Origin of the sequence: Porphyromonas cangingivalis (assembly GCF_900638305.1) — a bacterium.
GTDB classification, from domain to species: domain Bacteria; phylum Bacteroidota; class Bacteroidia; order Bacteroidales; family Porphyromonadaceae; genus Porphyromonas_A; species Porphyromonas_A cangingivalis.
This window is the reverse complement of record NZ_LR134506.1, coordinates 1,531,542-1,552,221: the sequence shown is the minus strand read 5'-3', so window position 1 is coordinate 1,552,221 and position 20,680 is coordinate 1,531,542. Positions and strand designations below refer to the sequence as shown.

Annotated in this window: 20 protein-coding genes and 1 CRISPR repeat array (1 of these 21 running past the window's edge); of the genes, 2 read left to right on the top strand and 18 right to left on the bottom strand. The window is 52.6% G+C overall.

The features are described 5' to 3' along the window. Positions 1 to 179: direct repeats of the CRISPR family, unit length 38 nt; it reaches 594 nt to the left of the window's first position. 372 nt (positions 180 to 551) lie between these two features. The 17 genes from EL262_RS06440 to serB all read right to left on the bottom strand — a co-directional run bounded on the left by EL262_RS06440 (position 552) and on the right by serB (position 17,757). Beyond that, on the bottom strand, positions 552 to 1,631 hold the full coding sequence (locus EL262_RS06440) for an RluA family pseudouridine synthase (RefSeq protein WP_025837379.1): 1,080 nt from the start codon (positions 1,629 to 1,631) through the stop codon (positions 552 to 554). Between the two features lie 22 nt (positions 1,632 to 1,653). After that, positions 1,654 to 2,268: a PASTA domain-containing protein gene (locus EL262_RS06435; protein WP_025837381.1), complete on the bottom strand. Its 615-nt coding sequence runs from the start codon at positions 2,266 to 2,268 to the stop codon at positions 1,654 to 1,656. A 21-nt stretch (positions 2,269 to 2,289) separates the two neighbouring features. Continuing rightward, positions 2,290 to 3,048 carry a copper homeostasis protein CutC gene (locus EL262_RS06430; protein WP_025837383.1) on the bottom strand — a complete coding sequence of 253 codons (759 nt, stop codon included), beginning with the start codon at positions 3,046 to 3,048 and terminating at the stop codon, positions 2,290 to 2,292. A gap of 14 nt (positions 3,049 to 3,062) precedes the next feature. Further along, on the bottom strand, positions 3,063 to 4,241 hold the full coding sequence (locus EL262_RS06425) for a redoxin domain-containing protein (RefSeq protein ID WP_025837385.1): 1,179 nt from the start codon (positions 4,239 to 4,241) through the stop codon (positions 3,063 to 3,065). A 23-nt stretch (positions 4,242 to 4,264) separates the two neighbouring features. Beyond that, entirely contained in the window at positions 4,265 to 6,577 is a 2,313-nt protein-coding gene (locus EL262_RS06420) for a trypsin-like serine peptidase (RefSeq protein ID WP_126464384.1), read from the bottom strand. Positions 6,578 to 6,699: 122 nt separating this feature from the next. Beyond that, entirely contained in the window at positions 6,700 to 7,416 is a 717-nt protein-coding gene (gene bioD, locus EL262_RS06415; RefSeq protein ID WP_025837391.1) for a dethiobiotin synthase, read from the bottom strand. A gap of 36 nt (positions 7,417 to 7,452) precedes the next feature. Then, the gene (locus EL262_RS06410; RefSeq protein WP_025837393.1) at positions 7,453 to 8,211 is read right to left on the bottom strand and encodes a methyltransferase domain-containing protein; all 759 of its coding nucleotides are present in this window, start codon (positions 8,209 to 8,211) and stop codon (positions 7,453 to 7,455) included. Next, entirely contained in the window at positions 8,208 to 8,879 is a 672-nt protein-coding gene (locus EL262_RS06405; protein ID WP_025837395.1) for a DUF452 family protein, read from the bottom strand. Before EL262_RS06405 ends, EL262_RS06410 begins: the two co-directional genes overlap by 4 nt. Before the next feature lie 2 nt (positions 8,880 to 8,881). After that, positions 8,882 to 10,051 (bottom strand): aminotransferase class I/II-fold pyridoxal phosphate-dependent enzyme, encoded by a 1,170-nt coding sequence (locus EL262_RS06400; RefSeq protein WP_078735692.1) that lies wholly within the window; start codon positions 10,049 to 10,051, stop codon positions 8,882 to 8,884. Next, on the bottom strand, positions 10,044 to 11,342 hold the full coding sequence (gene bioA, locus EL262_RS06395) for an adenosylmethionine--8-amino-7-oxononanoate transaminase (RefSeq protein WP_078735708.1): 1,299 nt from the start codon (positions 11,340 to 11,342) through the stop codon (positions 10,044 to 10,046). Before bioA ends, EL262_RS06400 begins: the two co-directional genes overlap by 8 nt. 2 nt (positions 11,343 to 11,344) lie before the next feature. Then, a complete protein-coding gene (gene bioB, locus EL262_RS06390) occupies positions 11,345 to 12,322 on the bottom strand; it encodes a biotin synthase BioB (RefSeq protein ID WP_025837397.1) in 978 nt (325 codons plus the stop codon). Positions 12,323 to 12,640: 318 nt separating this feature from the next. After that, positions 12,641 to 12,973 carry a hypothetical protein gene (locus EL262_RS06385; RefSeq protein ID WP_025837399.1) on the bottom strand — a complete coding sequence of 111 codons (333 nt, stop codon included), beginning with the start codon at positions 12,971 to 12,973 and terminating at the stop codon, positions 12,641 to 12,643. 24 nt (positions 12,974 to 12,997) lie between these two features. Then, the gene (locus EL262_RS06380) at positions 12,998 to 14,557 is read right to left on the bottom strand and encodes a peptide MFS transporter (protein ID WP_036847796.1); all 1,560 of its coding nucleotides are present in this window, start codon (positions 14,555 to 14,557) and stop codon (positions 12,998 to 13,000) included. 79 nt (positions 14,558 to 14,636) lie between these two features. Continuing rightward, the gene (locus tag EL262_RS06375; RefSeq protein WP_036852867.1) at positions 14,637 to 15,719 is read right to left on the bottom strand and encodes a DUF4831 family protein; all 1,083 of its coding nucleotides are present in this window, start codon (positions 15,717 to 15,719) and stop codon (positions 14,637 to 14,639) included. A gap of 101 nt (positions 15,720 to 15,820) precedes the next feature. Beyond that, on the bottom strand, positions 15,821 to 16,189 hold the full coding sequence (locus tag EL262_RS06370; RefSeq protein ID WP_036853452.1) for a YraN family protein: 369 nt from the start codon (positions 16,187 to 16,189) through the stop codon (positions 15,821 to 15,823). Between the two features lie 11 nt (positions 16,190 to 16,200). After that, positions 16,201 to 16,503 carry a Dabb family protein gene (locus EL262_RS06365; RefSeq protein ID WP_025837404.1) on the bottom strand — a complete coding sequence of 101 codons (303 nt, stop codon included), beginning with the start codon at positions 16,501 to 16,503 and terminating at the stop codon, positions 16,201 to 16,203. Between the two features lie 21 nt (positions 16,504 to 16,524). Continuing rightward, complete coding sequence (serB, locus tag EL262_RS06360; protein ID WP_025837407.1) at positions 16,525 to 17,757, bottom strand: phosphoserine phosphatase SerB; 1,233 nt, start codon at positions 17,755 to 17,757, stop codon at positions 16,525 to 16,527. 186 nt (positions 17,758 to 17,943) lie between these two features. Between serB and EL262_RS06355 the strand changes: the two genes are divergently transcribed. Continuing rightward, positions 17,944 to 18,765, top strand: coding sequence for a mechanosensitive ion channel family protein (locus tag EL262_RS06355; RefSeq protein ID WP_025837409.1), 822 nt, complete (start codon positions 17,944 to 17,946; stop codon positions 18,763 to 18,765). A gap of 121 nt (positions 18,766 to 18,886) precedes the next feature. Then, positions 18,887 to 19,213 carry a GNAT family N-acetyltransferase gene (locus tag EL262_RS10160; RefSeq protein ID WP_234394677.1) on the top strand — a complete coding sequence of 109 codons (327 nt, stop codon included), beginning with the start codon at positions 18,887 to 18,889 and terminating at the stop codon, positions 19,211 to 19,213. A gap of 452 nt (positions 19,214 to 19,665) precedes the next feature. Here the strand turns inward: EL262_RS10160 and EL262_RS06345 are convergent, their stop codons facing one another. Continuing rightward, on the bottom strand, positions 19,666 to 20,676 hold the full coding sequence (locus EL262_RS06345) for an electron transfer flavoprotein subunit alpha/FixB family protein (RefSeq protein WP_025837411.1): 1,011 nt from the start codon (positions 20,674 to 20,676) through the stop codon (positions 19,666 to 19,668). Between the last annotated feature and the right edge of the window lie 4 nt (positions 20,677 to 20,680).

Sequence of the window (20,680 nt, the reverse complement as noted above, 5' to 3'; positions counted from 1 at the left end):
CTATACATATTCAGTCATTAAGACTATTAAGACCCCGACCCAGCTCCGTGTCCAGCTTGTAATGTTCAACTATCTATACATGTTCAGTCATTAAGACTATTAAGACCCCGACCCAGCTCCGTGTCCAGCTTGTAATGTCCAACTATCTATACATGTTCAGTCATTAAGACTATTAAGATCTCTATCGAGGTGGCTCTGTAATGCTCTCCCTTGTGATACACTTATACATATTCAGTCATTAAGAACATCAAGGCTTTTGAATTATTTGTCGTATCTTTGCAGTGAAGAGGTGTGAGCCTCTCCGGTGAGATGTCCGTAAGACATCGCGCCCCAGAGGAGATGAGAAGTTGTCTCCTCTTACTTATTTATATCCACTCATTGATCGAGATCATGGGGACACTGCTTATAGCATGGTTATAAGATAGGGCGTTGCCCTTTTTCGAAATATGATCGGAAAGAAGACAAACAAGACCGCCCCCGAAAAGTCGAATGAGACTTTTCGGGGGCGGTCTTGTTTGTCTGGTGTGCCGTATGGCCGTCTTAGGGTGTGGTCACACTTCGGGCTCGATGTTGCCCGAAGCGACATAGGTGCGCCATTTCTCGATCAAGGCTACCATGTCGGAAGGAAGGGGGGCTTCGAAGGTCATTTCTTCCTTCAATATGGGGTGATAGAAGCCGAGGGTCTTGGCGTGGAGGGCTTGTCGGGGGCAGAGGGCGAAGCTGTTTTCGACAAACTTCGTGTACTTGCTGAAGCGATTGCCACGCAGGATCTCGTGCCCTCCATAACGTTCGTCATTGAAGAGGGTGTGTCCGATGGACTTCATGTGCGCTCGGATCTGGTGGGTGCGGCCTGTCTCGAGGCGGCACTCGATGCGAGAGATGTAGCCGAGGCGTTCGAGCACACGATAATGGGTGACGGCGGTCTTGCCTACCTCCCCTTCGTAGGGGAAGGTGGTCATCTGCATGCGATCCTTGGGGTCACGTGCGAGGTTGGTGCGGATGGTCCCTTCGTCCTCTTGGACCGATCCCCAAACGATGGCTTCGTAGAGGCGATGGGTCGTCTTGTCGAAAAACTGTGCGGAGAGGTGTGTCTTCACCTCGGGGGTCTTGGCGATGACCAGGAGACCGCTGGTGTCCTTGTCGATGCGGTGGACAAGTCCCAAGCGTGGGTCGGAGGGATCGTACTCGGGCGTGTCTTTGAGGTGAAAGGCGATGGCATTGAGCATCGTGCCTGTGTAGTTGCCATGCCCGGGGTGGACGACGAGTCCGGCCTGCTTGTTGATGACCATGACGTAGTCGTCCTCGTAGACGATGTTGAGAGGGATGTCCTCGGGGATGATCTCAAACTCGTACGGAGGACGCTCAAGCCTGAGGGAGATGACATCGAGGGGCTTGACCTTGTAGTTGGACTTGACCGGCTTTTGGTTGACAAAGATGACGCCTGCATCGGCGGCCTGCTGGACACGGTTGCGCGAGACATTGGGCATCCGGTCGACGAGGTATTTGTCGATACGTATGGGTTGCTGGCCTTTGTCTACCGTGATGCCGAAGTGTTCGTACAGTTCGGTCGGTGTGGGGTCTCCGTCCTCATCGATGAGGTCGGAGAGGTGTTCGTCGTTTAGGTCTGTCATGTGTGGGGGATGTCGAGGGCGATCAAAACCAATTTTCGTCTTCGGTCTCTTCGATGATGACCGGTGCGGACTGCATCAAGGAGTCTTCTCGCATCATGAGCGAAGGGTCGCTGATGGAGACTTCGAGGACAAGGGCGGTGTTGTAAGGGATGTTTTCGCCTTTGCTGAGGAGACGTCCGCTCTCTGTCTTGAGTGCCAAGACGAGGTCGTTGTGCGCTCCGCCGACATACTTCACCGTGATGCTCTCGAAGCCGGCGGCACGAAGGGTCGCCATGGCTTGGCGGAGAGAGACGTTGTTGACATCGGGGACTTGGCGTTTGAGGACACCTGTGGCGTTGACGATGACGAAGAGGGAGCGTTGTCTCTTGATCATCGAGCCTACCTTGGGAGTGGTCTCCAGGATGATGCCGGGAGCCATCTTCATGTTGAAGACGGAGTCGGCAATCACGAGGGTGAGATCTTGCGCTTCAAGGACTTGTGTGGCTTCTGCTACCTTCATGCCTGTGATGTCGGGGATCTCCACGACATCGTTGTGGCGGGTGTAGCTTTTGAGCCAAAAGAGTACGCCGAAGACCACTGCGCCTACGAGGGCGAGCATGAGGGCGATATTGATGAGTAAGATGTTTATTCGTTTCATTTTTTTTACTGCGTGAAAGAGTTATTTACTTGTTGTCGAGAGGATACGCACGACCTCTTTGACGATCTTGGCATCTGTCTGTGTGGTGCTGTACTCGTCGATGGTGACGGTGCCGCCCATGGAGACATGAGGATTGCGGTAGAGCATCTGACTTGGGATATCGGTGCGGAGGGAGCCGTGAAACTCGCTTGCGCCACTTTCGAGAGCGATCCGGGCGATGTTGGATACCCCTATGCCACAGCCGGGCATGATGGATATGCGCCCTGCACTCTTGTCGACCAAGTGGCGGATGGTACTCAGCCCCTCGTGGGCTGTCGGAGCACCGCCCGAAGTGAGGATGCGATCGAAGCCCAAAGCGATGGCATCTTCGAGTGCCTCATCAAGGTCACGAGCCATGTCGAAGGCTCTGTGTAGTGTGACCTGACGGCCTTGGGCTGCTTCGATGAGTCGTGCACAGACCTCTTTGTCGATACGACCTTCGGCTGTCAATGCCCCGATGACGACTCCCGGCACTCCGAGGTCGACGAACATCCGGATGTCGCACTCCATCGTGTCTATCTCTTCCTTGGTGTATAAGAAGTCTCCACCCCTTGGCCTGATGATCGGGAAGACGGGGATGGATACACGCTCAAGGGCACAAGTCACCATGCCTATCGAAGGTGTGGTGCCGCCCTCGGGGATACCTGCACAGAGCTCGACACGTGATGCCCCTCCACGCTCGGCTTCGATGCACGAGGCGATGGAATTGGCGCAGATCTCCAGAGTGAACTTCCTGTCCATCGGCGGATGGGTCTTTAGAGACGCTTTTCGAGCCACTCCTTAGCCTCTTCAAGGCTCTTCACCCTGAGCTCTATGACCCCTTCTTTGTTGATGATGAAGAGCGAAGGGATCGAAGTCAGGTTGTAGTACCCCACGAGCTGAGAGTAGACACCGTTCTTGTCACGGACGTTGGTCCAAGGGAGGTGCTGTACGGTGTTCTTCCAGATATGGCTGTCTTCGTCAAAGCCCACCTGGTATATGCGCAAGCCTTTCTTCTCGAACTGATCATACAGCCCCGACAGACCGTTGTTGTAACGTGTCGTCCAGTCCGTCGCCATCGATGTGAACGAGAGCAGGGTGTAGTGTCCATCGGCGATGTCGGAGAGCTTGATCATCTTGTTGTTGAGGTCCGGAAGCTCGATGTCTACATAACCGATCTCCGAAGCCATGTCGCTATTGATGATGCTGTCCGCCTGCATCTGCGCTCTGTCTCGCTGCTCCTGAGCTCTTACGACGGCTATCGAATTGAGGGCAAGATTGTACAAGTGCTTGGTGCGTGGGCTTTCGGGATAAAGAGCCTCGAAGATGTTCGCAACGACAGCGAAACTCTTTGAGTCAGCCTTGTCGTAGGGCGAGAAGATCAACTCCTTGCCTACTTGTTGGAAGAGTGCAAAGTAAGCCACCGAAGCTATCGGTGTGTTGAAGATGTATTTGTTGGCGATCTCCTTGTACTCCCTTGCTGCGTTCTCTTTGCCGAGGAGGAGGTCGTCTATGGTTATCTGACTTTGGTTGTATTGATTGACGAGTGAAGATATCTTCACATTCACATCGAGCTGAGCGAGCCATATCTCTTTGATGAGCATGGCATCCTCACTGCCGGAGATGTTGTACGATGTCGCGAAGTTGCGTGCATCGGCGGTCACCGTGAGGTGTTGGGCACTGTCTATGGCGAAGGGGATGAACTGCTTCTCCAGCCTCAAACGGTAAAATTCGGGGGCTTCGGGTGCGGGTTGCTTGAATGCAAACTCCCCATTGCGAGGGAGCTTGACAGAGTCAAGGACATGGATCCCGTTCAGATTGAGCTGTTCGAGATAGAGGACCTTGTCTATGGCATCGGACACGTGTCCGGATATTTTGAAGTTACTTGTTTTATTGCAACTCGTCATCACGAGGAGTAGGCACAGTGTCGAAAGTAACGCTAATCTCTTCTTCATAAATAATTGGTTTTGTCAGGACGTTAAACAGCAGGGAAGTAGGCTTTGACGGACTCCTCCTCGCCACCTCGTCTTACTCTGAAGATCAGTACTCCCAGACCCTCAAACGCCTCTCTCGGTAGTACCAACAAAGGTGTCGTGAATGTCTTCTCGTAGAGTCTTCGTCCGCCCAGGTCGAAGACTTCAAGGGTGCTCGGTGTCTGGTTTGTACCTGTATTTTCCCTGTTAATACTTATCACGATATTATTGGCATAAGAGTTTTTGATGGTGAATAATTCTATGGTTTCTTCATCCTCCAAGGAACTTGTTTCCTTGGATGTCAGTAGAGGATCGATCCACAACGCTGCGCCTCCGGCAAACGGAGCAGACATCCTCGATGCCGGTTCCCACGTGTCTCCACGTCGGTAGTACAATGTATTTCTCTCTCCCGACTTCTCTTGTGCGAGCGGAGTCAACGACGAAGCGATGCTTTTGATGTCCAACGCTATGAGGTATTCCTTGTGAGCATCGCTCTTGATGGGTGTCGGGAAGGGGGTATAGACCTCCATGTAGGGTGCCGGAGATCTTTTCTTGTCCGAATGCTCCTTGTCAAGGGTGGTATAGGTCACCAGTTTTTTGAGACTGATCTCTCCCTCCAATACCGGTGCCGGAGCATTCTTGGTGTACACCGCATACTTTATCGGTTGGTCCGAGACTTCTGCTCCTTTCTGTCTCAACACAGTGTAGAAGCCTGCCATCTCCGTCCCCTGAGAGAGGACAAATCGCTCTCCGATGGCATTGATGTCATTGCCTGTGTTGAGGAGTTTGTCTCGTTCGATGTTGCTCAATAGATGGTGCAGGCTGTCTCCCTTGTGAAGCCCCGAGATGTGCGAGACTCGGAAGAGGCGTCCGCCGGAGCTGAAAGGGTCGAAGGGCTCACACTTCTGTGCCGAACCTCCATCGGGATTCAAAGCCTTCATGATTGCTGTACTGCCCGGAGTCCCGAGGCGTGACAACTTACTGAAAGCATAGAAATAATCCTCATTCTGGGGTGCATGACACTCTGAAGAGCCTCCCGTGAGTGCCCCGATGAAGAGGTGATCCTTGTCGAAGAGTGGCGAGCCCGAGGATCCCGGCTGTGTCGTGCCTATATCCCATCCCGGGATGACCCAGTGGCGCTGTTTTTCGAATGGGCATCGGGGAGATCCTCCGTCTGTCGTACCTATTCGGATGGCTCTGTTGCAGACGCCTATTCTCTTCGGTAGGACTCTGGGGTGATGTATGTTCGTAAATTGGCCTTGAGGAGCTTCTTCTGCATTCCATCCGCAGTAGTAAGGACTGTAGTCTCGGGGTGGAGCACTGTTCAGCTTGATCATGATTGCATCCGAAGTCGGTTCGACACCCACGAGGGTCGCCCCTGCGACAGACTGTTCTTCGGTGCCTCTTACCTCACCGGAGCAGGTAGGGGAAGTGTAGTTGAAGAAGGCTACGACCGTCTTTGCCAGATGTTCCATGCTTGCAAAACTCACACACTCACGAGTAAATACGTGATAAGCGGATATGAGGTACGGTGTGCCATCGTTTCGGGTGTTGTTGATGAGAGCCGCAGTACCCATAAGGGTGCCATTGACCGCCAGCACCACCACACTCTGAGAGAGGCGGGTCAGCTCCGGCAAGCAAGCCACGTTTGGTGCACAAGTCGTAGTCTTGAGAGGGCCTGAACCAAATCTCGGTTCGCCTGCGATGTGTATGTGTCTCACCCCATGATTGACCTCTGTGAGTCTGAGCCTCGGGGTCGTAGCTCCTTTGGGGGCTTGGCATTCGATGATGACCTCGTCGCTGTTGATGATACCTGTAGGCAGGGTGTTTGCAGCATTGTTGTTGACAGCTCCCCAACCACCCAACATCCTCTTCATGTCGGGTGTATAGACGAAGAGAAGACCTCCCTCCGGTAGATGGAAGTCTTCGAAAAGAAAATTGAGACTCTCTGCTCCTTTCGAGCGGACACGATAAAACCAAGCCGTACGATCAGCCATGTCTACCCTACGACCCTCACGGATGATATCGACATTGGCGTACAGCTTGTGTGCAAAGACAAATGTCCTATTACTCTTCAGATCCTCTGCTTCCATCGCCATACGCGCCGAATCCGTGTCGAAGTGGGGCATCCTCAAGGTCGGGAGCTCGGACACCGTCCGCAGTCCTCCGCCGGAGTCCCAGCCCAAAGGCTGTCGAGACGACACAATCTGTGCTTCAAGCGAATGTAGTGAGAGGACGAACAGTAGACCAAGGAGCACCGTCACCCTCCTCAAGGATGAGTTCAGTCTGCTTATGGCTCTGTCTCTCATACAGTTCATATACATGATGATCATCAGTATCACTTGCAGTTTCCACAAAATTAGTCAAAAAATGTCAATTATCCATCCGATTGAGAGAATGAGTACTGCATTCTTAGAGTCGCAGGGCGTGAGTGGTGAGCCTAAACGCCTTCTGTCACAGAGGTTATGCGGTTCAGGGTGATGAAGTGTGCCTCGGGGTGATGGTGGCTCACGAAAGCACGGAGATAACGCTCTGTCTCTGCGGTGATGTTGTCATCCGTGGAGATGCCTTTGTTGTAGACAAGAGCCGAAAGCGTCAGCCCACGTTTCTTCAGCACTTCGAGTGTGAGGAGGGTGTGGTTGATACTGCCAAGTTTGGCTGTGGTGACAAGGATTACAGGCAGCTTTTCGTCTGAGATATAGTCCACCGTGATGTATTCTTCCGTAAGTGGAACCATCAGTCCCCCTGCTCCCTCTATGAGTACTTTCTCATACTTTGAGAGGAGTTGTGCAGTGGATTGTTGTGCCTTGGAGAGGTTCAGGTCTTTACCATCGATGCACACTGCCATGTGGGGCGAACAAGGGTAGGAGTAGACGAGAGGGCAAGTCACTCCGTCATGATCTTCGGGGGTAAGTCCTCGTCCTTCGATCTTACGGTGTGAGAGGATGTCCTCAGACAATCCTCCACAACCTGTTTGGATGAGTTTTTGGGTGATGGCATCCACACCCTCGTCAAGCAATCTCCGAGACAACATCGCTGTGGCGACGGTCTTTCCGCTATCAGTGTCAATGCCTGTGACAAAGTAAGCCCTCTCGGGGAGAAGCTCCTTGAGGCTCTCTCCATCCAATTCGATCGGTGAATGCGTATTGTTCTTCATATTCAATATGATAGGATTGTAGAAATCTCTGTAGGGTTATTTTTTTGCCGTGCCGATGAGGGCGTGATAGGTCAAGGGTAGGAGACCTTCCGGGGTGGCGAAGCGTTGTCGGTAAAGGGACTCTGCCTCGGTGAGCATCCTCGGGGTCCAAGTGACGGCCGGAGTGATGGCGTTGACACCCGTGAGTTTGAGGTGACGGAGGAGTGAGACGAGGTCAGGGAAGAGCAAGGTGTGTGTGCTTTCTTCGACATGGATGTCTCTGAAACCACTTTCCTTGAGTCTTCGGGTGATCGTCATCAGGTTGTCGTAGGTCAAGCCTTGTCCCGTCACGTTTCGGAGCTCGTGAAGGTTGCGTTCGCCGTACGTGCCGAAAGCCAAGAAACCACCCTCCTTGAGGTGTCGATGACTTTTTGTGAAGAACTGTCCGGGCTCGTGCCACCACTGTATACAAGACGCGGCAGCGATGAGTGCACAGTCGTTGTCCCACTCCGAGTGCTCTGCATCCGATGCCGTGAAGAGAGGTGTCTGTCCTACTTTTTCTCTAAGTGGGCTCTCCATGTCGGCACTGATGTCGTTGAAAAGCATCGGATGAGACGCCCCATAGCGATGCCACAGCTTTTCGCTCAAAAAACCTGTACCACAGCCGATCTCAAAGACAAGGCCTTCGGGCAGGTCGGTGCGCTCCCCGAGGAGGGTGTCGATGCGTTCGGCCACAAGTCTCTGAGGGGAGGCTTCTCTGTCATAGTGAGCGATGGCGGAGGAGAACCTCTGCTTCACGAGATCCTTATCTATCATAGCACTTCGTCCCATGTCGCAAAGAGGGTGAATGGGTAATGCCCTATACCATCCAATATCCGTACTTCCGTGCCGAAGCGAGACCAGTAGTTGGCCTGATTGTCGGGCGGTACGATAAGGTCTTTGGTGCCGACATAGGCCTTTCGCCAAGCCAATGACGGAGTGGAGGCATCGAGACCCTTGACTTGCTCGTAGACACTCAGGAGTTCGCCCCGAAGGTCATCCGTGCTACGAGCTGAGAAGGACTGATACAGAGCCAAGAGGGACTTACCTCCACACATCCGACGATCGAAACGTGCACGGTTTTCGTCATTGAGTCCGTCCAACGTGCCTTGGAATATGAGGTCGGGGATGCCGTAGTCGTTGTGCATCGGCAGGGGCGTGCCATTGATCGCAACACCATACGTGTCTTCCGGGAAGAGGTGAGCGAGCTTGTCGGCAGCCCATACCCCCATCGACCATGCCACGACGATGACCTTTCGGTACTGTGAGAGGTCGGGCAGATCGCCATCCTTGAGTGTCGTGTAGTCCCAGCATGTGAGATAATCCCATCCCTCCGGTACGGAGAGATGCCCCACCACTTCGGGTGTCGTGCCCCAGCCGGTGAAGTAGATGAGCAGCCTTTCGGCTTTTGTATCGGAGCTGTATTGATGCAATAGGGTATTCATGTCTATGGAATCAGTCTGATCGGCGACAATCCGCCTCTCAGGAATAAAAGGTGGTCACAAAGGGTAGAGAGTTCGTCGATGGTCATGTCTGCCGAGAGGGAAAGGCGGAGTCGCTCCTGCCCCTCGGGGACGGTAGGTTTGCGGATCGGACGGACGTAAAATCCGAGAGCGGTAAGGTGTTCGGCAGCCTTGGCACAAGCCTCGTTGCCCGGTATGATGATCGGTATGATCTGCGAATAGACCGTCATGCCGAGACGGACACCCATATAGCTCATAAGGTGATACAGATGCTTGCGCTTGTCGTCCATCTCCATCATCTTGCGGAAAAGGTGGGCGCCCCAGGCGACACTGATAGGAGGGAGAGCCGTGGAGTAGATGAATGGTCGTGCCGTGGAGACGATGAGGGAGCGCAACACCTTCTTTTGCAACGAATAAGCCCCCACAGCACCGAGAGCTTTTCCTAATGTGCCGACCAACACATCGACATCGTCGAGGATCTCCTCACGTGCCGATAGCCCCAACCCTCTGTCCCCGAAGACCCCTACGCTGTGTGCTTCATCGACGTAAAGAAAAGCATTGGGATACTCCCTCTTGATCTTGGCGATCTCCCGGAGCGGAGCGATGTCACCGTCCATGCTGAAGAGGGCTTCGGTGATGATCCACACCTTGGCGTAGCTGTGTGCCTTCTCAGCCAAGATGCTCCTGAGGTGTCCGATGTCGTTGTGACGGAAGCGTGTAAATTCGGCCTTCGACAGTCGGATGCCATCGATGATGCTGGCATGGATGAGTCGATCTGCCACGATGAGCGTATCGGTATCCGCCAAGACCGGGATGAGCCCCGAATTGGCATGATAACCACTGTCCCATACGAGGGCACTCTCGGCACCATAGGCTGAGACAAGCAGGTCTTCAAAGTCTCTGTACGCTTTGTCATTGCCCGTAAGCAGTCGCGACGAAGCCGATGTCCACTGCCTACTCCAAGGGTCGAACCCTTCCCGAAGTTCCGAGGTGTCACTGAGCCCGAGATAACCGTTGCCGGAGAGGTTGAGGAGGGTACGACCCTCATGTCGTACCCATTTGCCCGCAAGGTCGAGATCGGTTAGTGTGCGCTCCACACCTGAAGCCCGAAGGTCGTCCAAGCGTTCGTTGTAAGAAGAATATCTGTCAGTCATTGGTCGGATAATGTTCGATAACGTTTGTCAATCCCCTCAGCAGCGCATCCAGTTCGTCATCCGAGATGATGCCGAAAGGCGGCATGACATACACCAGACGACCGAATGGTCGTATCCACACCCCCTCTTTCACAAAAAGAGGGATCAGGCGTTTCATATCGACAGGCTCACGCATCTCCAGCACGCCGATGGCTCCGAGACAACGCACCTTGGCGACGGCAGGGTGTCCTCCGAGCGGTGTCAGGGCTTCTCTCAACCTCGTCTCGATGCTACGCACCCGCTCCTGCCAAGGCTGAGAGAGCAAGAGCGACACCGAAGCGTGAGCCACGGCACAAGCCAAGGGGTTCGCCATGAACGTAGGGCCGTGCATGAAGCACCCTGCCTCCCCACTGCATATTGTGTCTGCGATGGCTTTGGTCGTTGCCGTCACGGAGAGGGTCATGTATCCACCGGTAAGAGCCTTGCCGAGACAGATGATGTCGGGGGTGATGGCGGTGTGATAGGTCGCAAGGAGCTTCCCCGTGCGTCCGAAGCCTGTGGCGATCTCATCAAAGATAAGGAGCACGCCGTGACGATCGGCAAGGGCTCTCAGCCCGTTGAGGTACTCGGGATGGTAGAAGTACATCCCTCCTGCCCCTTGTACTATGGGTTCGATGATGATGGCCGCAATCTCTCCCCCATGGGTCTCCAAGAGGTCTCTCATGGGGGCAAGACAAGTCTCGTCCCACTCCCCATCGAATGCCACTGAGGGCTGAGGAACAAAGAATTGTATCGGCAGGGCGGTGCCAAAAAGTCCGTGCATCCCTGTCACGGGATCGCAGACAGACATGGCGTGCCATGTGTCGCCGTGGTAACCACTTCGGATGGTGGCAAACTTCGTCCGCCCCTTCTCTCCCCGAGAGATCTGATACTGTAGTGCCATCTTGAGTGCCACTTCGACGGAGACCGAGCCGCTATCTGCGTAGAAGAGCCGGTCGATACCCGAGGGAAGCACCTCGTCCACGAGCAATCTCCCCAGCTCGACCGCAGGGCGGTGTGTGAGTCCACCGAACATCACGTGAGACATCTCTGCCGTCTGTCTCCCTATGGCTTCGTTGAGCATGGGATGATTGTAGCCATGTATCGCAGACCACCACGACGACATACCGTCGATGAGTGTCGTGCCGTCCTCAAGGACGATGCGTGCGCCCTCGGCACGTGCCACCGGATACACGGGTAGGGGATCGATGGTCGAAGTGTAGGGATGCCACAAGTGGGTGCGGTCCCATTGGAGGAGTTGTTCGGTCGTCATAGTCATTGCCAAGTCGTTGGAGCGGAGGTGTCGTAATCCATCTCTTTGAAGAGCTTCATATCCTCCTTTGTCACCGAAGCGACGGTGGTCAGGAGGTCGCCGGTGATGGCGGCATTGACCCCGATATAGAGGGCTTTGCGCTGGGTGTCACGGTCGAGCTGCCCTCGTCCGCCCGAGAAGCGGATGTAGGCTTCGGGATTCGCCAGTCTGAACATACATACGGCAAGGAGCACCTCCTCGGGAGTGAGTCGCTCGACACTCTGAAGTGGTGTGCCCGGGATGGGCTGGAGGATGTTGAGTGGGATGCTGCGGATGCCGAGAGAGGCAAGATAGAGCGCAAACTCCGCCCTCTGTCTGCGGTCTTCACCCATGCCGATGATGCCGCCCGAGCATACCCTCATGCCGACACGTTGGGCCGCTTTGAGGGTCTCCTCCTTGTCCGCCTGCGTGTGGGTCGAGCACAGAGTGTCGAAGAACGAAGGGGCACTCTCCATATTGCAGTGATAGGTCTCTACCCCTGCTTCCCTCAGAGGGCGAAGGGTCTCTTCGGTCGCCAAGCCGAGGGAGGCGCAGCAGGCGATACCGCTGTGTTTCTTGATGTCCTTGATGAGGCGTACATACTTCTCTGTCTCCTTCATCGAGGGGCGACGACCGCTCGCCACGAGAGAGAAACGCTTGACACCGAGGGACTCGTTGTGCAGAGCTTGCTGAGTGGTACGTGTCGTTTCGAGGATGTCGTAAGTGTCACATCCCGTAGAGTAGTGTGCACTCTGCGCGCACCATTTACAGTCCTCGGGACAGAGACCGCTCTTGACGTTGATGATCGTGCAGGTGTCGAAGCCGTCACCGTGGAGTGTGCGGGTGAGACGGTGGCAAGCCTCGTGGAGAGCTTCGGGCTCAGTCCCCTCGACGATGGTGAGGAGTTCGTCGATGTCTTTGATCCTATATCCTGATATGATGTCGTCTATGAGTTTGTTGATATCCAATGTGATAAGAGTTAGAGTGAGATGAGTGTGTGTCACGTGGCTCCAAAAAGTGGTAGGACGCAACAAAAAAAGTCGTTAAACTTGATGACGAAAGTCGTTAAGTTCGATCTTGAAAGTCGTTAAAGGTAAATCCGAGAGTCCTACGACCCTTTTTGGGGAGAGTTGAGGACGATGATCTCCGCAGGCATCTGTCTCTTAGGTGGGCGATGCGCAGTCCTCCCTGATCTGAAGTGCAGACGGTCGAACGCTGACTTTTGTCCGGATACAAATAAGGGCTGTGTCGAAATCAATGTTTCGACACAGCCCTTGCATTTATAGGGTGTGTATCAAGCCGGTGCTACCTCCTTCGGCGGTGACTGATGGGACAGAAGGAAGCATGATCGCTTCCGAAAGGGAGAGGAGGCAGGCTCTCTCGTGGAGACCCTCCTCGTCCTCTGTCTTTGTGTCGTGTCGAAAGAGTATGCCGTCACGTGTCACGGATGTGCCTCGGGTGCTCTTGAGCGAGAGGCGTTCGACGACGTTACCTGCGAGATGACCGATGGTGACTTCCCTGCCTATGCTGTGGAAGGTCGCCGATGAGCGACGGCTCCAACGCACGAAGCGGAGCGGACGGACGGTCTGTCGAGGTGGCGTGACGGAAAGCATGAGGCCTGTACTGTCAGTGACGTATTATTTTGTGCTCTGACCTGTCACTCTGTTGAGCCACTTCACCATAGAAAGCATGATGAACATAGAGATGATACAGACGATGACAAATACTGCCCAAGTGATGTAAAGTGCGGTGTTCTTGTAAAGGATAGCACCGATGAAGAGCAATTGGTTACCAAGACCGGTTGCGAGCAACCACAGACCTTGCATGAGACCTTGGAGCTTAGGAGGAGCCACCTGTGATACGAACGATAGTCCGAGTGGGCTGATGAAGAGCTCAGCGATGGTGAGGACGAAGTACGTACCTACGAGCAACCATGGTGAAGCGAGGTATGGTGCGAGTTCTTCAGGGCTCATGTTCTTAGCTTCGCTGAGAAGTGGAAGATCGAACGATCCAAGAGTCATGATCAAGAAACCTACCGCAGCGAGTCCCATACCGATGGTGATCTTCATAGGTGTGGTGATGTTGAGGCCACGAGCAGCCATAAAGCCGAAGAAGGCAAGGACAGCAGGTGCAAGTGTCACCACGAAGAATGGGTTGAGGCTCTGGAAGTTTTCAGGTGCAAGAGAGTAGCTGAACGAGCCGATGTTGATGGTTGGAAGGAATGTGAAGTCCTTTGCAAAATAAGTCAGCGTGAGACCGTTCTGGTGGAATGAGAACCAGAAGAAGATAACAACAGCCATAACCGCGCCAAGAGCGAAGATACGTTGTCTGACTTCTGCAGGATCCATCTCTGCCACAGGAGCTTCTTGTGCACCGGTCTTTGCCACCTTTTGTCCCGGATCGGGGAACTTATTTTTGTTGGTGATGAAGATCACGAGTGAAATCAACATGGTCACGATAGCCACCGCGAATGAGTAGTGGAAACCGGTGTTGAAGACATCGAGATAAGAAGCCGCAAAGTCTCCGAGAGAAGTGCTGAGACCACCGATAGACACCTTGTTCGCAAGCTGTTCGAAGATCGCCGACTGCTCAGGTGTGATGTTGCCTTCCATAAATCTGTGGCAGAGCTCAGGGAGCTTCGCATCGTAAGTGAAGTTGTGGGCGTTGAGCCACTTTTCACGGATGACAGGTGCAACGAATGGAGCAAACATCGAACCGATGTTGATAAACATATAGAACAATGTGAAACCTGCGTCACGCTCCTTGTTTGTGTAGTCGCCACGGTCGTACATCTGACCGACAAGGGCTTGGAGGTTACCCTTGAAGAGACCATTACCGAATGCGATCACGAAGAGTGCAAAACAAGTGAAGATAAGCATCATTGTCTTGTTGTCCAACGTAATCGTTGTGGGGATAGACAGGATGGCATAACCAATCGTCATGAAGACCAAACCTGCAAGGATGGTAGTCTTGTACTTACGTGTGCGGTCGGCTACGATACCACCGATAAGCGCAAGTGCGTAGATACCGAAGTAGAAGGTTGAGTAGATAAGACCTGCCTCTGACTCAGATAGACCGAACTTTGCGCCCAGGAAGAGCACGAGGATAGCCATCATCGTGTAGAAGCCAAAACGCTCACCCATGTTTGCCAACGCCGCAGCAATCAGCCCATTAGGATGTTTCTTTCTTTGTGCCATAAGTTAATTAGTAGTTAGTTTGTGTATGAAATTGATTGTATATTTTGCGTCGATTATATGCTTGTTGCCTATCGGGTGATCATTGCAACTCTTTGACCTGGCGGATACTGCCGGTCTCCGGATTGAAGATGATGCTTGTGCGAGCACCCTTTGCTGAGAATAGTGATGGGTTGAGATTTTCTCTCGTGCCGAGTTGAGCGATGTCGAAGTCGCCTGAGAGGAGACGACGACCGTCGGCTATGAGTGTGGCTTGGATCTTGCCGGGGATGTTGTAGATGATACTCTTGAGGAGTGACTTTTCTTTCTTTGCCGTCTCTTTTTCGGAGAGCTCGGGTGCACGTTCGAGTATCCTTATGTCAAGATATACCGGTTCGCCTCGGAGATCGTCACGATCCAAAAGCCCCAATGTTTCTGAGAAACGGAAAGCTATCCCCTTGCCCTCTTCGTCTGCAACGATGTCACGAATGACGAAAGTCTGTGTACGTACCTTCGTCTTGCCCATGAATCTTTCGGTAAGGGCATTTTCCTGCTTGTCAAGTCCTGCGATGGCGAGCTTCATTGCCGTACCATCGGGGAATGGCTGTTCGGCTTCGCCACTGACTATGGCAGTGCGGCTCTCACGGATGCGGAAGATCTCTCCCGCTGTGATCTCAGCTTGCTTCATAGCCGAAGTGGCTTGGACATACTCTTCTGACATCGCCGAGTAACGATCGGTAGGTTCTTCGATCGGGAAGTCGGTGCGGCCCTCTTCGGGGATCTGCCCAAGGGGGATGTACTCCGAGTTGATCGCACAGATGATCCCATCGGGTGTCAGTTGGAGGTATGTGGCTGTCGAATTGTTTTTGAATCGCACGGTATAACGCCTGTCGGGATCGGGGATACCATAAGTCCCCATCTTCACATCTTTGATGCGGAAAGTGCGAGAGGCTTTCATCGGTGCTGTCCTGATGCCGAGGTACTTCTCTGCATACAGAGCAAACTCTCCCGGGGTGGAGACCGCCTCTTCGACGGTGACCGCAACATAAAGACGTGTCCGGGGAAGACTGTAGGTGACACTGTTGCCGTCCCCTTCGGTGACATCGTAGCGTTGCACACGCACTTGAGCCTGCGAGAGAGTACCGCTTGCAATCAAGGTGAGCAGAGCAAAGATATATTTGTACATACGACTGTTCACTTTATTGTTACGCATGTGTGTCGAAAACATCAGAAACTCCTGACTTTAGGACACACGACGTACAAAGATATTATTTTTTTCGACATATCTCAGTACACCGTCGGCACAAAAGCCTCCTCATAGTGCATTATCTCATACTTCATTCCCGTCATGTCGACAAAGACGTAATCGAAGCGACAACTGTCAAAGTCGCCTCGGGAAGACGAAGCATAGGCATCCGCAGCGATGATGAGACGGCGTTCTTTGGCCGGGGTGATGAGTTCGGCCATCTCCTCCATATCCATAGCACCGGAGCGTGCCTTGACCTCCACAAAGACCAAGACACGCTCCCACATGGCTATGATATCTATCTCGTAATTGCCGATCTTGAGGTTTTGATCAAGGATGACAAATCCCTTGTCCCTCAGGTGATCACAGACGAGTGCTTCGACGGCTTTTCCGAGCCTTGAGCCTTTCATCTCCATCACCGTCATACGACGATGTCTACACAAGCCCTCTTGGCGAGGTTTGGCTTGATGAGCCCTGTGACGATGGCCATGTGATCGGGATTAAGGGCATATACCTCCACATCCTCAAACTTGTCCAAGTCGGCGATCAAAGAAAAATGATACTCCTCCTTTGGGTTGACGTTCGTATAGACCTTGAGGTCGCGCAGGACATCGATCTTAGGTACGAGAGCTTCGAGCTCAGTCTTGGCACGAGAGATGATGTCGGTAAGGTCACGTTCGGAAAGCTCTTCTTTGAGCTTGAACATCACTATGTGTCTGATCATAAACTACCGAGATTATAATGATTAGATGTTGAACTCCACTTCGTCGATGATCGAGTCTTTGTAGCCCAAGAAGTAGAGGATACCGTCCAAGCCCATCGTTGTGATCGACTGACGAGCCGACTCTTTCACCTTTGGCTTCGCATGAAAGGCGATACCGAGACCGGCTGTCGTGATCATCGGAAGGTCATTGGCTCCGTCTCCGACAGCGACGGTCTGGCGGATGTCTACCTTCTCCACCTGAGCGATGAGTTTGAGTAGCTCAGCCTTACGCTTGCCGTCGACGATGTCTCCGAGGTGACGACCGGTGAGTTTGCCGTCTTCTCCCACTTCGAGTTCGTTAGCATAGACATAGTCGATGCCGTACTTGTCCTGCAAGTACTTTCCGAAATAAGTAAATCCCCCCGAGAGGATGGCGATCTTGAAGCCCACCTTCTTGAGGATGCGCATCGTACGATCCACTCCGTCCATGATCGGAAGGTTTACGGCAATATCTCTCATCACCGAGACATCCAATCCCTTGAGGAGAGCCACACGTTGGATGAAGCTCTCGTTGAAGTCGATCTCTCCTCTCATTGCAGACTCGGTGATCTCCTTGACCTTATCGCCCACGCCGGCACGCATCGCGAGTTCGTCGATGACCTCTGTCTTGATGAGTGTCGAGTCCATATCGAAGCAGATCACACGGCGCATACGGCGGAACATACTCTCCTGCTGGAATGATATGTCCATCTCGTACTTCTTTGTGAAGTCCATGAAGTGCTTCTGCAATAGTTCTTTGTCTCTCGGTGTGCCACGCACGGAAAGTTCGATACTCGCCTTGGGGACACGATCCTGCTCGACAAGTGGGATACGACCCGTGAGACGCTTGATGTCGTCGATGTTCATCCCCTGATCGGCGATCTCACGAGTGATCGAAGCCACCATGTCCGCCTCGATCTTCTTCGCAAGGATGGTGATGATGTACTTGTTCTTACCCTGATTTTGCACCCATCCCGTGTAGTTTTCGGGGTCGATGGGTCTGAAGGTCACGTTGACATTGAGCTTATTGCTCATGAAGAGCAGGTCTTTGAGGATGCTCCCCGAAGTGCTCTTATCTGCGCTGAAGAGGATGCCGAGACTCAGGTGGCTGTGGATGTCTGCCTGACCGATGTCGAGGACGGTCGCCTCATGCTCCGCAAGCACTTCTGTTATCGCCGCCGTCACACCGGGGCGGTCTGTACCATTGAATATGGCAAGGATTATTTCATTCTCCATACTATATTGGTTTCTATTGTTAAAATCATGAGAATCTCCACCCCATAATCTTCAAATTTAGTCGTTTTTTCTTAAAAATGATCCAAGCCGAAGGGGATTTTTAGAGGCTTATTCGGAGGCTTTTCCTAACGATCTCTCGGATATTTTTATCTTTGCAGCTGTTATAGCACAAACTATTTGATTTTTATGGACTCAATAAATCTCTCAAACACAGAAGCCCTGTTGTCCAAATGGGGCAAGATTGCCCTCGACTTCGGTATCAAGGTGCTCTTGGCTATCGTCATCTTCATCGTCGGACGCTGGCTCATCAACATTGTTGTCAAGTGGATCAACAAGATCCTTACGCACAGAGATGTCGATAAAGGTGTGATCTCCTTCATCACCAGCGGAGCTCGTATCACTCTGCTCATCCTTCTCGGGGTGTCGATCCTCTCCAAGATTGGTTTTGCAGCTGTTTCGTTCGCTGCTCTTCTTGCTTCGATGGGTCTCGCCATCGGTATGGCTCTGAGTAATGACCTCAAGAACCTTGCCGGTGGTCTTGTCCTCCTCATCACCCGTCCCATACGTGTCGGTGATGTCGTCGAGGCGCAGAATCTCCTTGGTACAGTCTCCGAGATACGTATCTTCCATACCATCCTCATCACTCCCGACAATAAGAAGATCTTCATCCCCAATGGGGTCATGAGCAGTGGTGCGATCATCAACTACAGCATGAGTGACACCCGCCGTATCGACAGGTCTGTGAGCATCGAGTACGGAGATGACTTCGAGCGTGCAAGACCTGTTATCGAGGCCCTTATCAAGAGCGACAGTCGTATCCTTTCGGATCCTGCTCCACTCATCCTTCTCGATAGACTCAATAGTAGTTCGGTTGATATTCTTGTGAGGTTCTGGGTGCCTTCTGAGCACTATTGGGATGTGACATGGGATTTCAACAAGAGGGTCTATGCAGAGTTCAACAAGCAAGGTATCTCGTTCCCATTCCCTACCGTCACCGTCAAGAAGTGATATGGAAAGCCATAGGATAAGGGACACCAAGCACATGCTCTATGATCCTCTCAGTACGCTCTGTTCGGCGAGTTTCCCGATCTTTGAGCAAAGGACCGAATAGCAGCAACGAGCAGTCTTCATGCGCCCCGAATATCATCTCATGGGGTATACCGAAGGTCACTCATTTGTGGGTTTTATCGCTTACCGGGCATTCGACGACTATGTGTATGTCGAACACCTCGCTGTCTCTGCTGAAGTCAGAGGGAAAGGGCATGGCACAAAGCTATTGGAGGCCTTTGTCCACTCTGTCTCTAAGACCGTACTGTTGGAGATAGATCCCATCGTGGATGCCATATCTGAGGCTCGCTTGAGATTTTACGAGCGGTGTGGTTTTCATCAGAACCCCTATCCGCATACCCATCCTCCTTATAGGGGGGGTATGAGTCCCATCCGTTGGTGGTTTTGACCTCCGGAAGGAGGATAGCCGAGGACGAATATCATAGATTCAAGAGCGATCTTGAGACTGTCGTCATGGCATAAGTCTTATATCCAATATCGGATGAATCATCCCTCATAGACACCTCTTTTGGGTTTATGAGGGATAATTCGTTTATAACCTCTGCGACTAAAAATAAAGCAGAGAGCGGAAGCAAGTCCGTCTCTCTGCCTTGATTATCTTTTGGGATCTTCCGAGCCTACGATCTGTCAAAATCGATAGGCTGTCACCTTGAAATGGGTTCTGTGTGAGTTCTTTCGCCTCTTTTTCGACCTTGACGTTTATTCCTGAATAACCTTCTTCGGATGATGGATGTGAGATGCTTCTGAGTAAGGCAACGCAGATTGATTATAAGAATAGAGCTGTGTCAAAATCAAGTTTTGACACAGCTCTATTTATTGGTGTATATCGTCAAGGATATATTAGTTGTTCTTAGCCTTTTCAGCCTTGAGCTTTTCGTTGAGGATAGGTACCACTTTGTGGAGGTCACCTACGACACCGAGGTCAGCTACTTGGAAGATAGGAGCGAACTTGTCCTTGTTGATGGCAATGATATACTCAGACTCTTCCATACCTGCAAGGTGCTGGATAGCTCCTGAGATACCGATAGCGAAATAGATGTCAGGACGTACGGTCTTACCTGTCTGACCTACTTGGCGTTCGTGCTCGATGAGGCCTGCATCGACCATAGCACGAGAAGAAGCCACCTCTGCATTGATGGTCTGAGCGAGGTTGCGTAGCTTGCTGAAGCCATCTTGTGATCCGACACCACGACCTCCGGATACGAGGATGTGTGCTTCGGTGATGTCGACCATGTTCTTCTCTTCGCGGATCTTCTTGATGAGGCGGACACGGCTCTTGCTCTTGTCGAATGGTACTGTCACGGCTTCGACTTCACCTTGACGAGTAGGATCGGCAGGCTTGCGGCGCATCACACCCGGACGTACTGTAGACATCTGTGGGCGGTGATCCTTACATACGATGGTTGCCATGAGGTTACCACCGAAAGCAGGACGAGTCATCATGAGGTTGCGGTCTTCTGCGATTTCGAGTGATGTACAGTCCGCTGTAAGACCTGTGCGCATACGTGCAGAGATACGTGGCCCAAGGTCACGACCGATGGTGGTAGCTCCAAGGAGGAAGATCTCCGGCTTGTATGTGCGAAGGACGTGTACCACAGCTTGTGCAAATGGTTCTGTGAGGTAGTCCTTGAGCATCTCATCATCTACGACGAGGACACGGTCAGCTCCGGCAGCGATGAGTTCTTGAGTAAGGTGACCAACGTTGTGACCGCAGAGGACTGCTGTTACCTTTTCGTTGATACCGTCTGCGAGTTCGCGTGCTTTACCTATGAGCTCGAACGCTACATTTTGTATGACACCTTCGCGTTGCTCGGCAAAGACTTGTATGCCTTTATATTGTTCTTTGTCCATAGTA